This is a genomic window from Idiomarina loihiensis (assembly GCF_024584785.1).
Classification (GTDB): domain Bacteria; phylum Pseudomonadota; class Gammaproteobacteria; order Enterobacterales; family Alteromonadaceae; genus Pseudidiomarina; species Pseudidiomarina fusca.
The window spans coordinates 511,117-527,693 of record NZ_CP074112.1; the positions used below are offsets into that span (position 1 = coordinate 511,117).

A 16,577-nucleotide genomic window follows, 5' to 3' on the forward strand; every position below is an offset into this window, starting at 1 on the left:
TTTAAAATTTAATCATTTAAAGGGCGATAGAATAACTTACGTTCAGGGTAAATGTGGTCTGCTAACTCACGTAACATACCTGCCGTGGCGCCCCAAATATTTCTTTGTTGATAGGGGATAAAGTATACCTGATCGTAAATAAAACGCTGTAGCCGATACACATAATGTTGATGTTGATGCAGCACATCTTGTAGCGGCACGGTAAAAATTTCCGCAACTTCGCGTTGCTCAGGGACAAAGGGTCGTTGGGGCGTGATCAAGCCTACATAGGGGCGGATCAGAAAATTACTAATGACGGGATAATCTTGTAGTTGCCCCACAATCGTTACATCTTCTGGGTGTAAGCCTATTTCTTCGTGACTTTCGCGTAAGGCGGTGGCCAATAAATCTTGGTCTTGAGGGTCTTGGCGGCCGCCAGGAAAGCTAATTTGTCCCGCGTGATTACGCAATTGCGCACTGCGCTGAGTTAAAACCACATGCAATTGGCCATGCTGTTCTAACAAGGGAATCAGCACCGCTGCCGGGCGTAGTCGTTTGAGCACAGGCCGCTGCAGTGGCTGTCGGTGATGGAGTTGGAAACGCTGCAAAAACTGTTGCCGATTCATGTCTGTGCCTCTGGTTTTGGGAGAGCGCTTAAGACTGGCAAAATTCGCGCAACCTTATCAAAGGTTTCTTGATATTCGCTGGCGCATTCAGAGTCGGCAACTAAGCCGCCGCCGGCCCAGCAATGGATGGTACCGCTATGACTATTACCGGGCTGTGTATGAGTTGCTACTAAGGTGCGTATAGCAATACTGGTGTCAGCTTGGCCATGTTGTGAAAAATAACCAAAGCTACCGCAATAGTAACTGCGCCGATGAGGCTCTAACTCTTCAATAACTTCCATGGCGCGGATTTTGGGCGCGCCAGTAATAGAACCACCAGGAAAGCATTGTCCCAGTAGTTGCAGGCCTTGATTTGCCTGCGCTAACTTACCAACCACGGTGCTGACCAAGTGATGCACAGCAGGGTAAGACTCAATGGCGAATAAGCGAGGCACTTTGACCGAGCCTGGCAAACAACAGCGACTTAAATCGTTACGCAATAAATCGACAATCATGACGTTTTCTGCTCGATCTTTACTGGCTTGCTGTAGCTGGTCAGCTAAGAGCTGATCTTGAGCAGGGTCTGGATGACGTGGCCGAGTGCCTTTGATCGGTTTAGTCTCTACGTCACCCGCAGGTGAAATAGCTAAAAAGCGCTCAGGCGATAGTGAGAGTAGAGCTCCCTCAGGCAACTGCATATAGGCAGAATAGGGAGCATTATTGTGGCTTCTTAAGGCTTGGTACGCAGCCCAAGTTGAGCCTTGAAAAGAAGCGCTAAAACGCTGAGCTAAATTCACCTGATAGCAGTCGCCAGCACGTAGATAAGCTTGTACTTGAGCAAATTTTGTCGCATAGCTAGCGGCGTCCATATTGGCTTGCCAGTCACCCGCCAACCAGAATGATGCTGGAGTTTGCTGTTGGCAATGTTGCTGTGCCGTTAGCCAGAAGTCGCTCAATTGCTGTACTTGGGCGGCTGGCGCTAGCAAGTAAGTATCACCACTACTGCGCTGTTGCATCAGGGCTTGGTGATAAACGCCAACACTCAGATCTGGTAGTTCAATGTCTGCCGTTGCTAAGCTGGGCAACTGTTCTAAAGCGCGGCCACAGTCATAACTCCAAGCCCCAGCAAGGCCCCCTTGAAAGGGTAAAAAATCAGGACCAGTATAGGCTGGTACTTGGGCTAACGCTTGCGCCAATTGCTGCGGCAAAGCCTGGCTATTGGTTACAGTGGTCACCGGTTGACGAAAGATCATATCCCATTGCGCTTGAGCATTATTACAACTATCTAGCAAGAGTGCCCAAGGCTCGCTGGCGCAGTAGCTAAAAAGCTGCGCTAAGGTTAGTTTAATCGGAATTTTTACGGCAACTAACTTCAAACTGATAACTCCTGTAACTTATTCGCCGCTAGCATAGCATAAAGTCGTAGTCTGCAAGCATTAGCAAAACTGGTCAGAGCCGTGACAAAAGGCTATCATACCGTCAACTTTACGTTACCTGCCGCAACTCCGAAGAGTTCCTTGCCCGCGTTCTATTAAGCTAGCTCGAGCAAGGATCAGAGAGGTGGCTATTAGGTATCCCATCTAAGTGACAACCTGAGGTATCCATGGCTATTATTCGTCAGTCTGATTTTATTGAAAGCATTGAAGATGCGTTGCAATACATTTCTTATTACCATCCACTTGATTTTGTTCAGGCATTAGAAAAAGCCTATCACCGCGAACAAAGCGAAGCTGCCAAAAATGCCATCGCACAGGTGTTAACGAACTCCAGAATGTCAGCCCAAGGGCACCGTCCAATTTGCCAAGATACTGGTATTGTTACTTGTTTTGTGAAAGTTGGCATGGGAGTGCAATGGGACAAGACTGATATGACAGTACAGCAGATGGTGGATGAAGGCACACGCCGCGCTTATACTAATCCAGATAACCCATTACGTGCATCGATTGTGGCGGACCCAGCAGGCAAGCGAAAAAATACTGGCGATAACACCCCAGCCGTAGTGCATATTGATATGGTTGCTGGCGATCACATCGAAGTGATGATTGCCGCCAAAGGGGGCGGTTCGGAAAACAAATCCAAAATGGTCATGCTCAACCCTAGCGATAACATCGCTGACTGGGTAGTAGAGACCATGCCTAAATTAGGCGCAGGTTGGTGTCCACCGGGTATGATTGGGCTAGGAATCGGTGGTACGGCAGAGAAATCTGCGGTGCTAGCTAAAGAAGCTCTGATGGATCCTGTTGATATTCAAGAGCTATTAGATCGCGGTGCGCAAACTGCCGAAGAAGAACTGCGCTTAGAAATTTATCATCGCGTGAACAAGTTAGGGATTGGTGCCCAAGGTTTAGGTGGTGTCACCACAGTGATGGATGTGAAGATTAAATCTGCACCAACTCATGCCGCATCAAAACCGGTGACCTTGATTCCGAACTGTGCAGCTACACGGCACGCACACTTTGTTTTAGACGGTTCTGGTCCGGCGGACTTACAACCACCTAAATTAGAAGACTGGCCAGATATTACCTTTGAGCTAGGTGATAACGTACGTCGCGTTAACTTAGATACCGTAACCCAAGCGGATATCGAAACATGGAAGACCGGTGAGACTGTGCTGTTGTCGGGTAAAATGTTAACTGGCCGCGACGCAGCACATAAGCGAATCAAAGATATGCTGGATCGCGGTGAGCAGCTACCGGTGGATTTCCGTAATAAGTTTATCTATTACGTGGGCCCTGTTGATCCGGTAGGTGATGAAGTAGTGGGTCCGGCCGGCCCAACTACTGCAACTCGCATGGATAAATTTACCGACATGATGCTAGAGCAGACCGGTATTCTAGGCATGATTGGTAAGGCTGAGCGTGGGCCAGCAACGGTTGCAAGTATTAAACAACACAAGGCAGTATACTTGATGGCCGTGGGTGGTGCAGCTTACCTTGTTGCTAAGGCGATTAAAAAAGCACGGGTGGTAGGCTTTGAAGATTTAGGAATGGAAGCCATTTATGAGTTTGACGTAGAAGATATGCCAGTGACGGTGGCAGTGGATAGTACCGGTGAAAATGCCCACGAGACTGGGCCAGCCATTTGGCGGGTAAAATTGGAAGCTGCCGATGCTTAACTTGCCGTTATGGCAGATACTAGCAAGTGTTGCTGGTATCGCGGCGATTGGTATGTTGTTAGCTTGGCTCGTCTGGGTGCCGCGTTTGCGCACCCAGCTGCGGCATCAACAACAGCATGCGCAGCAGCAACTGGACTTTGCCCAGCAACAGTTGGCTCAACTGCAACAGCAGTTACAACAGCAACAAAGTGATGCGGAGCAGCGGTTAGCCAAGGCTGAGCAACAGCGTGAGTTAGCTCAGCAACAGGCTCATACTGCGCAAGCTAAGCTGGCCGCCTTAACGGCCGAGTTGCAAGCAAAACTTGCTAGTGCAAAAGAAAAACAACAGCTGCTAGAAGACAGTGAAGAGCGCTTAAAACAGCAATTTGAGCGTTTGGCACAACAGATTTTTGAGCAAAAATCTGAGCGTTTACAGCACACGAGTAAGCAAACGCTAGAAACGACTCTGGCACCTTTTAAGCAGCAACTTGAGGCTTTTAAAACTCAGGTGAGCCAGCAATACGCTGATGAAATAAAGCAACGTTCTGCGTTATCAGAGCAGGTGAACTCGTTGCGTGAACTCAATCAGCAGATGGCGGCCGAAGCTGAGGCCTTAACTAAAGCATTAAAAGGTGATGTAAAAACTCAGGGTAACTGGGGCGAGGTCGTGCTTGAACGTATACTTACCCAATCAGGTTTACGCGAAGGCCATGAGTATGAAACCCAAAGTCATTATCGTGATGACGATGGTAAAAGTTTTAAACCTGATGTGATTGTGCACTTACCTCATGCCAAAGACGTAGTGATCGATTCAAAGGTCTCACTGGTTGCCTACGAGCGTTATTTTAACAGTGATGACGAGTTAGCCCGCGAACAGGCGCTGAACGAGCATGTCACGTCGCTACGAAATCACATTAAAGGCTTGGGTAAGAAGAATTATCAACAGTTAGATGGGGTTCGAACTCTTGATTACGTGTTGATGTTTATACCTATTGAACCTGCTTTTCTATTGGCTGTTGATAGAGATCCTGAGCTGATTCGACTGGCGCTAGACAACAATATTATGTTGGTAAGTCCAACCAATCTGTTGGTGGCATTAAGAACGGTCAACAATATTTGGCAATACGAGTATCAGAATCAAAATGCTCAGAAGATAGCTACAGATGCAGCAAAATTATACGACAAGTTTGTCGGTTTTATTGATGATATGCAGCGAATTGAAGGTAGTTTAGATGCTCTTCGTAAGCATTACGATGGAGCTATGAACAAACTTTCTACGGGGCGTGGCAACTTAGTGGGTAGGGTTGAACAATTCCGTAAGATGGGAGTGCAAACCAGTAAGCAACTTGATCCTAAATTACTACAAAACGAAACTACCGACGATAATGAGTGATGGTTCTATTTGGATGTACAAAAAAGCCCGCTATAAGTAGCGGGCTTTTTATTTGTGACCGTATTAACGGTCAAACCAGAGAACCCCACAAATCGTACTCGTCTGCATGCTCAATGAGCACCTCAACACGGTCGCCAGGTTGTACGTTGTGTTCGCCATTGAGGTAGACCAAACCATCAATTTCAGGGGCGTCTGCATAACTACGGCCAATAGCACCTTCGTTATCAACCTCATCAATCAAAACGGTTAAAGTACGACCAATTTTAGCCTGTAACCTAGCTGCACTGATTTCTTGCTGCACTTGCATAAAACGTTCATAACGCTCTTGCTTAATATGTTCTGGCACAGGGTCAGGTAGATCATTAGCTTTGGCGCCTTCGACATCAGAGTAGGTGAAACAGCCCACTCGATCCAACTGTGCATCGCGCAAAAATTGGAGTAGCTCTTCAAATTCTTCGTCAGTTTCACCCGGAAAGCCAACGATAAAAGTGCTACGAATGGTTAAGTCTGGGCAGATTTTTCGCCAGTTTTGAATACGTTCAAGCGTGCGTTCTGCTGAACCTGGGCGCTTCATTAAGCGTAAAATACGCTTATTGGCATGTTGTAACGGAATATCCAAGTAAGGCAAAATTTTGCCCGCCGCCATCAGTGGAATCACATCGTCTACAGAAGGGTAGGGGTAGACGTAGTGCAACCGTACCCAGATGCCGAGTTTACCAAGGGCTTCGCACAGAGCAAGCATGCTGGTTTTAACCGGTTGGCCATCCCAAAAACCGGTCTTATGTTTTACATCCACGCCGTAAGCACTGGTATCTTGAGAGATCACCAGTAATTCTTTTACACCAGCATTTGCCAGTCGTTGGGCTTCGCTTAGTACATCACCGATAGGACGGCTGACTAAATCGCCACGCATGGATGGGATGATGCAGAAAGTGCAGCGATGATTACAGCCTTCTGAAATTTTTAAATAGGCGTAATGACGGGGAGTTAGCTTAACTCCAGTATCTGGAACTAAGTTCTCAAACGGAACTCGCTCAGGTGTTGGCACGTATTTATGCACATGCCCCATCACTTCTTCATAAGCATGCGGGCCCGTAATAGCTAGCACGTTAGGATGAACTTCACGAATCTCGTCATCTTTGGCACCGAGGCATCCGGTGACAATTACTTTGCCATTTTCAGCCAAGGCTTCACCGATAGCATCTAACGATTCTTGTACGGCTGAATCGATAAAGCCACAGGTATTAACGATAACAAGGTTGGCATTATTATAGCTGTTAACGATATCGTAGCCTTCGGTACGCAGCTGCGTAAGAATGCGCTCTGAATCGACCAAGTTTTTTGGACAGCCTAGGCTAACAAAGCCAATTTTTGCGCCAATATCATTGGCTGTTTCAGGGGTAAAGGTTTCAACACTCATGCCAACACTCTGCAATTTTCATAAAATAGCCGCAGATTATAGCACCCACGGCTATTTGTTGCCTATGGCTACGAACTGATCCGATTAAACTTAATATGATCTACCCATAATGCAGTGGCACCACAGACTGCGACTGGAATCATGATTAAGTTAACTAGCGGAATGGTCGCTAAAAAAGCAACTAAACAGCCAAAAGACAGGCTTTTACCTTGGCGCGCACCCAGTTCTTGGCGCATTGCTTTGAAGCTTATCTTATGATTATCGAACGGGTAATCAGCGTATTGAATGGTCATCATCCAACCACTAAACAAAAACCAAAGAACCTGACCAATAATAGGCACAAATAGTAGCAGTAAGCCAAAGGCTAATGCTCGAGGTATAAAATAAATGATTTTCTGAAACTCGCGACCAATAATGCGCGGGATATCTTTAATCATACCGCTAACGCCGCCATCGACAGGGACAATCCCGGTAAGTTTATATTCTACTTTTTCAGCCAACAGGCTGTTAAAAGGAGAGGCGATAATATTAGCGACACTGGTAAAGGTGAGAGCAAAAATCAAGACCACGCCAATCACGATGAGTGGCCATAGTAAAATTTCTAACCAACGTAACCATTCGGGTAGCCAAGCCACCAATTGCGTAACACCGATACTGGTGTAGTGAAAGGTAGCGTAAATGGCCACAGAAAATAAGAGAATGTTAATGATTAGAGGAATAAGCACATAACGTCTTACTCCCGGCTGAAAAGCTAATTCAAATCCGCGCGCCACGTAGCTGGCACCAAAATCGCTGTAGGCAGTCATTCTTGATCCTTGAGTTGAATTATCCATTGCAGTATATCTTGCCCAATGGCCGTTCTATAGGTCAAATTGTAAGGGTAAGTTACAAGCTTGAAAATAAGTAAATAGATTACAAATAACAGGAATATTTGCTAAGGTTTTGCTTGTATCTTTAACGGGGCCATGTGCACTTGTATGAGCTCACAATATAACGACAATAAATGCGCTTAAAATACATAAAACTCGTTGGTTTTAAATCTTTTGTTGATGCCACTAAAGTTCCTTTCCCACACCAGATGACTTGTGTGGTTGGCCCTAATGGTTGTGGCAAATCAAATGTCATCGATGCGGTGCGTTGGGTGCTGGGCGAGAGTTCGGCCAAAAATTTGCGTGGCGATGCCATGACGGATGTCATTTTTAATGGCTCAACGGCACGTAAACCCGTATCACAGGCTAGCGTTGAGTTGGTGTTTGATAATAGCGCCGGACGGATGCAAGGAGAATATGCAAATTACGCCGAGATTTCTGTTAAACGTCTAGTGACTCGCGATGGCCGCTCTGATTATTTTTTAAATGGGAGCAAATGTCGCCGTCGTGATATCACTGATTTATTTCTTGGTACCGGTTTAGGTCCGCGTAGTTACGCGATTATTGAACAGGGCATGATTTCGCGCCTGATTGAGTCTAAGCCGCAAGAATTACGTGTTTTTCTTGAAGAAGCCGCCGGTATCTCTAAGTACAAAGAACGGCGTCGAGAGACTGAAACGCGCATGCAGCATACTCGCGACAATTTAGATCGCTTAAACGATGTCCGTGAAGAACTGGGCAGTCAATTAGACAAACTGCAACGACAAGCCGCAGCAGCCCGCCGTTATAAAGAACTTAAACAGCAAGAACGACGTTATAAAAGTGAGCTACAAGCATTACGTTGGTTAGCAACGGAGCGTCAAGCCGAACAGTTGCGTCTACAACAAGCTGAACAAACCACAGAATTAGAGCGCTGGCTAACTGAGCAACGAGGTAGTGAGCGAGGCAGTACTGAGTTACGCGAGCAAACGGCACAGAGTAAACAGCAGTTAGAACAGGTACAACATCAGTTTTATCAACTAGGCAATGAGGTAACTAGGCTCGAGCATCAGTTGCAACATCACCAGTTACAACGACAGCAGCGACAACGTCAGCAACAACAGCTACAACAAGAATTAACGCAACTGTCAGAAACGCTGGCGCAAGATAACGATCAACATCAGGTATTGGCCGCGCAATTACTTGAACTTGAACCTGAGCAAGCGCTAACTGACGAACAAGTGGTTGAAGCTCAGCTCCGATTTGAACAACATGAAGAAGCTTGGTTAGCTTGGCAAGATGATTATCAAGCAGCATTGAATCAGGCGCAGCACCAGCTGCAGCAACAACAGCAATTACATTTGCAACACGAACGCCAACGAGACCAAGTAGCTAAGTGTGCAGAAGCGATTGATGCTAATCAGCAGCAACAACAGCAACTGCTAGCTGAACTTGAGCACTATAACCTAGCCGCTACGGATCAACAGCGACAGCAGTTACAGCAGCAGATTAATGCAGCACAACAACAGGTTGCAGCATTATCAGAACAACTGAATGTGCACCAACAACAGTTTGAGCAAGTTGAACAGCAACGCCAGCAGCAGCAAACTCAGCAGCAACAAAACTTAGGCCTGCAAAGTGCCTTGCAACAAGCCCTCAAACAAGGCACGCATGAAGCGACCACCATGGACGTGCAACATTGGTTGCAGCAGCACCAATGCCCAGTGTTGGGGCAAGTGCAACAATTACTGAAGGTTGAACAGAGCTGGCAGTTAGCGCTAGAACAACTGGTACAGCCCTGGCTGGGGGCATGGGTCATCACGCAGCCGTTGCCAGAGTGGCCTCTCTTAGCTGGTGCTCAAGTGGTACAGTTACAAGTAAAGCAGCCCCCAAAGGGGAGTGTGGCAGCGCTAGTAAGCGGACCTTTGCAACAATGGAGCTGGTTGCATTGCATTGCTGCCGTTGATGATGCGGCACAGGCGCAACAGTTGCTACAGCAAAACCAGTGGCTAGGTGCTATCAATCAAGCTGGGCAACTATGGTTAGCTGGAGGGTATCAAGCCAGCACAATGGATGCTGCTGCTAGTAAGCTCTTGCAGCAGCAACAGTTATTGCAGGTAGAAGCAGATCTAACTCGATTACAACAGCAGTTACAAGATTCCAGCCTTCGTAAACAGCAACTTCAGCAGGAGTTAAAGCTCCGGCATCAGGAATTGGATCAGGCCAAACAGACTTTGCACCTCTATCAAGCGGATTTACGTTCGATAGACGAGCGTTTTCAATGGCAACAACATCAGCAGCAGCAATTAGAGCAACGTCTACAGCAAGCCAAACAGCAGCACCAACAGTTGCTACAACAGCTCGTTACCGGCCAGCAGCAACAGCAGCAATTAGCTGAGCAGTGTGAGCAAGCAACGGAGCAGTTGCAGCCACTTGATGAGCAGCATTGGTTAACGCAACGCAATCACTTGCAACAACAACGTCAGCATTTACGTGAGGCATTAACAGCCCTACAACAAAGGCAAATGACGCAAGCAAGTGAGGTACAACAACTGCGCCAACAATTAACGCATTATCAGCAGTTAGCTCAACGAGCACGACAGCAACAGCAACATCTCCAAGCGCAGTTACAGCAATTGAAGCACCCAGAACAGGATGACGATACTGACGTAGAAGTGTTAGCGCTAACGTTAGAAGAAACCTTAGCGCAACGCGAGTTGATTGACGAGCAACGACGCGACTTAGCTAATAAAGTGCATGAATACGAAGAGCAATTACGCCAGTTGACCAGCGGTGCTCAAGGAGTGCAGGCAAAGATTGAGCAAGCAAGGATGCGAGTACAAAGCACGCAAATGGAGCTAGCTGCAGTGCAAGAGCGTAGTCGCAGTATTTTAGCTGTATTAGCTGACCTGCAACAGTCACTTAAACCTATTCTTGAGGGGTTAGCTGAGGATGCTAACGAAACCGAGTGGCAAAGTAAGTTGGAACGCATCCAGCAGGCTATCAGTCGCTTAGGTGCAATTAACTTGGCAGCTATCGAAGAAGCTGAGACACTAGCTGAGCGTAAGCAGTATTTGGATCAGCAGAATGATGACTTAGCGGCATCATTAGCAACGCTCGAGGGAGCTATTCGAACCATAGATAAAGAAACCCGACAACGATTTAAGGCAACCTATGATGCCGTGAATCATGGCTTACAAGAGCTGTTCCCAAAAGTGTTTGGCGGCGGGAATGCGTATCTTGAACTTACTGATGATGATTTACTTGAAACCGGAGTGACTATTATGGCGCGTCCCCCCGGTAAGAAAAATAGTACAATTCACCTGCTTTCTGGTGGTGAAAAGGCGTTAACAGCTTTATCATTAGTGTTTGCCATTTTTAGACTAAATCCAGCGCCATTTTGCTTGTTGGATGAAGTTGATGCACCTTTGGATGACGCCAACGTGGGACGCTTTTGTCGGTTGGTAGAAGAAATGTCGCAAAGTGTGCAGTTTATTTATATCAGTCATAATAAAGTCGCGATGGAAATGGCCTCGCATCTTGCCGGTGTTACCATGCAAGAACCCGGCGTATCGCGCTTAGTTGCTGTAGATATTGAACAAGCTGTAGCATTAACAGAGGCTTAGAGTACGATCCAATGCACCTGAGTGCGAGCAACATACAACAGGAATATCGACATAAATGAGTCACATGTTATGAATACAGTGCTGATTATTGGTGGTTCGTTATTAATTATTGCCATTATTGCTCATGGTATGTGGACCATTCGCAAGAATGAAAAACGCCAGCGTGAGCAAGTAGATGCTATTGCCAACAAACGGCGACAGGTGGATTCAGGGGGCTTTGATGATGATGGCGTAGGAGCGGTTCGGGTTATTGCTAGTGCTAACATGAGCAAGACTACTGCGCCAACAAGCGGCGCCAAAGCGCACCCCAGCGAAGCTAATAAACCAGCTCAAACCAATGAAACCACGCCGACTGTAACTCAGTCAGCAGCCGTGGTAGCGACGGCTGCCGAGGATGCGGCTATCCCTGCGGTGGCGTCCGATACCTCGGCAATTCGTGCTACGGATGATGGATTACCTGACGAGCTGCCTTTGGCGCCGATTCGGCCTGAACATGATGATTTGTTTGCGCGAGGTCAACAGCCAGCGAGCTCGGTTGCGGACCAAGCAACAGCTGCGGTTAAAAAATCCCGAGATTCAGCGCCGGCCGAAACACCGCAAAGTATGGAACTACCGTTACAACATAGTGAGCAGGAGCCGGTCCTAACTGAAGAACCAGAAGAAGTTATTGTGCTGCATGTGGTCGGTCATATTGAAGGCAGCGTGTTGTTGCAACAAATGACCGAGCTTGGATTTAAATATGGAGATTTTGATATTTTCCATCGGCACGTAGATACTGCTGGTACTGGCCCTGTGCTGTTTAGTTTGGCTAATATGTATAATCCCGGCACGTTTAACATAGACACCATAGAAACCTTTACCACAGGCGGGGTTGCCCTGTTCTTAGCGTTGCCGATAAAGAGTAATTCGATGACGGCCTTTACCATGATGCATAACGCCGCAGTCAAATTGGCAGCTGCTATCGATCAAGGCCAAGTGTTAGACGAGCACCGTAATCCGCTCACTCGTCAAGCGACACAGCACATTCATCAGCGCATTCGAGAGTTTGAACGCAAGCGCCTGATAAGTGGTAAAGCTTAAGCAAAATCAGACCAAGACAGTGAGTTATGACCAACGATTTATTTGCTGACCAAGATGCTAGCAACCAGACTAGCGCAACCCATACACAACTGCGCTATCAGCAGCTGGTGCAACTTATCATGCGTTACAATCAAGAATACTATGAGTTGGATCAGCCGAGTGTTCCTGATGCTGAGTACGATCGTCTATTTCGTGAGTTACAGCAATTAGAGGAGCTTCATCCAGAGCTAGCTAGCCCCAGTTCACCCACCCAAAAAGTAGGTGGAAAGGCCTTAACGGCTTTCACCCAAGTGACTCACGAAGTACCCATGTTAAGTTTGGATAATGCATTTGATAGCACCGAATTTATCGCTTTCGCTGAACGTGTGGCTGAACGATTAGATAGTGCAGAGGCAATCAGCTTTTGCTGCGAACCTAAACTTGATGGCGCTGCAGTAAGTATTCTATACGAGCAGGGCCAATTAGTTAGGGCCGCAACTCGTGGCGATGGTCAAACGGGTGAAGACATTACTGAAAATGTTAAAACCATACGTAATGTACCGCTGCAACTGCAAGGGGATTTTCCGCAGCGCTTAGAGGTACGTGGTGAAGTCTTTATGCCGCTAAAAGGCTTTAATTCATATAACCAGCAAGCGGCAGCTGCCAGTGAGAAAGTGTTTGCGAATCCGCGTAATGCGGCAGCTGGTAGTTTGCGGCAATTAGATTCCACTATTACGGCAAAGCGGCCACTCCATTTTTATGCCTATAGTATGGGGGTGGTCAGTGATGAGACACAACTCGCAGGCACTCACTTTGGGCGATTGCAGCAACTACAGCAATGGGGTTTACCCATTAGTGATGAGATTAGAGTGGTTGCTGATGCCCATGGTGTTAGTGCTTACTATCAAGATATTTTGCAACGTCGAGCTGAATTGAGATACGAAATTGATGGGGTTGTGATCAAGGTTGATGATATTGGTCAACAACAAAATTTAGGCTTTGTATCGCGCGCACCTCGTTGGGCAATTGCATGGAAATTTCCGGCTCAAGAAGAGCTGACGCAACTGTTAGGGGTGGATTTTCAAGTAGGGCGTACTGGTGCAATAACGCCGGTAGCAAGGCTTGAGCCAGTTACCGTGGCCGGCGTAGTGGTCGCCAATGCCACCCTGCATAACGCCGATGAAATAGCTCGGCTTGATATCCATATTGGCGACACAGTGATTATTCGCCGAGCTGGTGATGTCATCCCGCAAGTGGTACAGGTGGTGTTAGATAGGCGTCCAGCCTCTGCCCAGTCAATTCAATTTCCACAGCACTGCCCGGTGTGCGGATCGCATATTGAACGTGCCGAGGGCGAAGCAGTTGCCCGTTGTACAGGTGGACTTATTTGTGCAGCACAGAGGCGTGAAGCCTTGAAACATTTTGCCTCCCGAAAAGCAATGGATATCGATGGACTAGGTGATAAGCTAATTGAGCAACTGGTCGACAAAGAGTGGGTGAAATCGCCCGCTGATTTGTACCGTTTAAATACTCGTGAATTAGCTTTCTTACCACGTATGGGAGAAAAATCGGCTGATAAAATAGTAGCCGCTATTGCCGCAAGTAAACTTACGACCTTGGCTCGATTTATTTATGCCCTTGGTATTCGAGAGGTAGGCGAGGCTACTGCGGCTAATTTAGTGGCTCACTTTGCGTCACTCGAGGCCTTGCAACAGGCTAGTTTAGAAGAGTTAGAGCAGGTTAGTGATGTTGGCCACGTGGTAGCAAACCATATTTTTCAGTTCTTTCGAGAGCCGCATAATCAAAAGGTGATTGACGAATTGCTTGAACTTGGCATTCATTGGCCGGCGGTGACTAAACTGAGTAGCAGCGAGGCTACATTGGCAGGTCATACTTACGTGTTAACTGGCACTTTGACCCAATTAACGCGTGACCAAGCTAAGCAAGCTTTGCAGGCGCGAGGAGCTAAAGTTGCGGGAAGTGTATCAGCAAAAACGACGGCAGTGATTGCAGGCGATAATGCGGGTTCAAAATTAGCCAAAGCTGAGCAACTCGGTGTGAGTGTACTCAGCGAAGATGATTTAATTCAGTTAATACAGCCAGATTAACTTTGTGAGCTTAGCCGGGTGACATCAACAAACAGTTTAAGTTGTTGCCCCGGCTGAAGGTATTTACTGCGACTAATTTGGTTCCATTTTTCAATATCCTGAATACTGACATTAAAGCGCGAGGCAATGCGAGCGAGGGAATCACCGGCCCGAACTTTATATTGTACACTGCGGACTACACCGCTAGCTTTTTGTTGTTGCGGTAACCATACCACCAACGTTTTACCTGGGCGCAAAGGGTCGGTTGGCGCCATACCATTCCAGCTCGCCAACGAGCGTAAATTCACTTCGTATTCACGGCTGATATCCCACAAAGTATCTCCGCTGACCACAGTATGCTCTATTTTATAAGCTCCGCGTGTTTGTGCTTGGGTACTTGCTAAACGCTGATCTGCGGACAAGCTGTAATCGTCTAAATCGCGAGTGGCCACCGGCACTAATAAATGATCACCAGCGCGAATAATATGACCATTAATATTATTGGCTTGTTGAATGGCTTGGGCAGTGGTGTGATAACGTTTTGCAATCACCAATAAGCTCTCACCCTGCTTTACCTTGTGGCGTGTCCACTGCACTAGCTCACTAGCATCTGCGCTGTTTAGCCATTGTTGTAACGTTTCTGCTTGTGGTAGCGGTAATAATAAGCGATGCGGGCCGTTAGGATCCGTGGCCCAACGATTATAGGCTGAGTTATAGTGATGGAGGGTGTCTAAATCTATGCCGGCTTGCTCAGCTGCTTTGGCTAAATCGATTTGAGCGTTTGCTTCAACCACCGCCAAAAATGGCATATTGGCAATCGGTAACCAGTGCTGTGCATACTCATCGTGATTGCGTAAAATATCAGCTAAGGCTAACAATTTGGGTACGTAAGCACGAGTTTCACGAGGTAAGTCAAGGGCCCAAAAGTCAGTTGGTAAGCTTTGCTGTTTATTGCGACGAATAGCGCCCGCGACACGCCCTTCACCAGAATTGTAGGCGGCTAAAGCATGCAACCAGTCGCCATCAAAACGTTTTTGTAGTGCATCTAAATAATCTAAAGCAGCGTGAGTTGCAGCATAAACATCACGTCGACCGTCGTACCACCAATTGATCTCCAAGCCATAGTGGCGTGCAGTTCCTGGAATAAATTGCCAAATTCCAGCAGCTCGACCATGGGAGTATGCAAAGGGATCAAAGGCGCTTTCCACAATAGGGAGTAAAGCCAATTCTAATGGCATGTCACGCTTTTCAATTTCTTCCACAATCATGTACATAAAAGGTTCAGCGCGCTTAGCCACTCGCTCCATATACTGTGGATTATTCATGTACCAGTTGCGTTGGCTAATGAGTCGCTGATTTTCTGGAGCTTGCATGGTTAGCTGGCGGCGAATGCGCTGCCACAAATCGGCCTCTTGTTGTGGGCTTAGTTGCTCTAACTCAAACGTTGGCTGATCGGTAAATACCATCAGGGAACTTGTGGTGGTGACAGACTCTGCAGGTTCAGCTACCTCATTGGCTAGGTCTGTGTTTACATTCACAGCAGAGCTAGCTGTTTTGTTATCAGCGGTAAGGCTACAACCTACAGTACTTACTGAGGTTAATGCGCAGAGTGTTAAGGCCAGCCATTTATTCATCTTGTAGTTATTTCCATTGTTAATGCAAATTGCAGTTTACGGTATTAAAAGTTGTCTTTCCAGCGCCTTAATCGAGCAAATTCTGCGACCGACTGAGCTCGCAGAAATGGATTGATTTCCAATTCTTTCCCTAGTTGGCTTGGTAAGCTGCTTAATCCTTGCTGGCGTTGCTGTTTAACCCATCGCTGGTGCATGAGCACTGCTTGATTATCTGGTTCAGCTGCTCGCGCGAAGCGCAAATTTGCCTCGGTGTATTCATGTGCACAATAGACGTTGGTACTAGCTGGTAGTTCAGCTAAAGACTGTAAAGATTGCTGAAATTGCTCAGCGGTACCTTCGAACATGCGTCCGCAACCAGCTGAAAAAAGGGTATCACCGCAGAATAAGTGACCTAGAGTGTAAAAGCATAGGTGATCTAACGTATGGCCAGGTGTGGCAAAGACTTGCCACTGGTTATCAAGCTCAGGGAGACGGAAGAGCTGACCATCATGCAAAGGATCGGTAATGCAGGCAATGGGTGTGGTTAAAGGTGCTGCCATGGCTGGATCTGGGCCGAAGACTGGGATGGGCTGTCGCGGATAAGCCTCCAGCAAAGCTGCGATGCCATCGGTATGATCCCAATGATGATGGGTGATTAATATGGCTGCCAATGCCACTTGTTGTTCTGCAAGCCACGCAAGGACAGGCTCAGCGTCACCAGGGTCAACAATAACCGCAGCCGACCCCACCCGTGCTTGAATAGCCCAAATATAGTTATCATTAAAGGCTGGGATAGCTGAAACTAACATAAAGAATCTCCATCAGGTAAGTCGCATAAGATTACGCTTTCACC

11 protein-coding genes are annotated in these 16,577 nt (G+C 47.2%); 5 read left to right on the plus strand and 6 right to left on the minus strand.

Annotation, left to right across the window (positions count from 1 at the left end; all coding sequences use genetic code 11):
- Nucleotides 1-8 precede the first annotated feature (8 nt).
- Together KGF88_RS02405 and pabB are read right to left on the minus strand one after the other, a co-directional pair.
- Nucleotides 9-605, minus strand: a complete 597-nt coding sequence (locus KGF88_RS02405) for a CoA pyrophosphatase (protein WP_153826758.1) — start codon at nt 603-605, stop codon at nt 9-11.
- Nucleotides 602-1,966: an aminodeoxychorismate synthase component I gene (gene pabB, locus KGF88_RS02410; protein WP_162014582.1), complete on the minus strand. Its 1,365-nt coding sequence runs from the start codon at nt 1,964-1,966 to the stop codon at nt 602-604. The genes KGF88_RS02405 and pabB overlap by 4 nt, the downstream gene beginning before the upstream one ends.
- Nucleotides 1,967-2,187: 221 nt before the next feature.
- Here pabB and KGF88_RS02415 point away from each other — a divergent pair, with 221 nt between their 5' ends.
- Complete coding sequence (locus KGF88_RS02415; protein WP_110076228.1) at nt 2,188-3,699, plus strand: fumarate hydratase; 1,512 nt, start codon at nt 2,188-2,190, stop codon at nt 3,697-3,699.
- The gene (gene rmuC / locus KGF88_RS02420; protein ID WP_228759530.1) at nt 3,692-5,071 is read left to right on the plus strand and encodes a DNA recombination protein RmuC; all 1,380 of its coding nucleotides are present in this window, start codon (nt 3,692-3,694) and stop codon (nt 5,069-5,071) included. Before KGF88_RS02415 ends, rmuC begins: the two co-directional genes overlap by 8 nt.
- 70 nt (nt 5,072-5,141) lie before the next feature.
- On the opposite strand, the gene rimO is transcribed toward rmuC, so the two are convergent.
- The gene (gene rimO / locus KGF88_RS02425; RefSeq protein WP_110076230.1) at nt 5,142-6,491 is read right to left on the minus strand and encodes a 30S ribosomal protein S12 methylthiotransferase RimO; all 1,350 of its coding nucleotides are present in this window, start codon (nt 6,489-6,491) and stop codon (nt 5,142-5,144) included.
- 68 nt (nt 6,492-6,559) lie between these two features.
- Complete coding sequence (gene cysZ / locus KGF88_RS02430) at nt 6,560-7,297, minus strand: sulfate transporter CysZ (protein WP_110076231.1); 738 nt, start codon at nt 7,295-7,297, stop codon at nt 6,560-6,562.
- A gap of 197 nt (nt 7,298-7,494) precedes the next feature.
- Between cysZ and smc the strand changes: the two genes are divergently transcribed.
- The 3 genes from smc to ligA all read left to right on the plus strand — a co-directional run bounded on the left by smc (nt 7,495) and on the right by ligA (nt 14,132).
- Nucleotides 7,495-10,965, plus strand: coding sequence for a chromosome segregation protein SMC (gene smc, locus KGF88_RS02435; RefSeq protein WP_153826760.1), 3,471 nt, complete (start codon nt 7,495-7,497; stop codon nt 10,963-10,965).
- Nucleotides 10,966-11,034: 69 nt separating this feature from the next.
- Nucleotides 11,035-12,045 carry a cell division protein ZipA gene (gene zipA, locus KGF88_RS02440; RefSeq protein WP_153826761.1) on the plus strand — a complete coding sequence of 337 codons (1,011 nt, stop codon included), beginning with the start codon at nt 11,035-11,037 and terminating at the stop codon, nt 12,043-12,045.
- Nucleotides 12,046-12,071: 26 nt separating this feature from the next.
- On the plus strand, nt 12,072-14,132 hold the full coding sequence (ligA, locus tag KGF88_RS02445) for an NAD-dependent DNA ligase LigA (protein WP_153826762.1): 2,061 nt from the start codon (nt 12,072-12,074) through the stop codon (nt 14,130-14,132).
- Here the strand turns inward: ligA and KGF88_RS02450 are convergent.
- Together KGF88_RS02450 and gloB are read right to left on the minus strand one after the other, a co-directional pair.
- Nucleotides 14,129-15,745: a LysM peptidoglycan-binding domain-containing protein gene (locus KGF88_RS02450; protein ID WP_153826763.1), complete on the minus strand. Its 1,617-nt coding sequence runs from the start codon at nt 15,743-15,745 to the stop codon at nt 14,129-14,131. The two genes, ligA and KGF88_RS02450, sit on opposite strands and share 4 nt — an antisense overlap.
- A gap of 44 nt (nt 15,746-15,789) precedes the next feature.
- Nucleotides 15,790-16,533: a hydroxyacylglutathione hydrolase gene (gene gloB / locus KGF88_RS02455; RefSeq protein ID WP_153826764.1), complete on the minus strand. Its 744-nt coding sequence runs from the start codon at nt 16,531-16,533 to the stop codon at nt 15,790-15,792.
- Nucleotides 16,534-16,577: the final 44 nt, after the last annotated feature.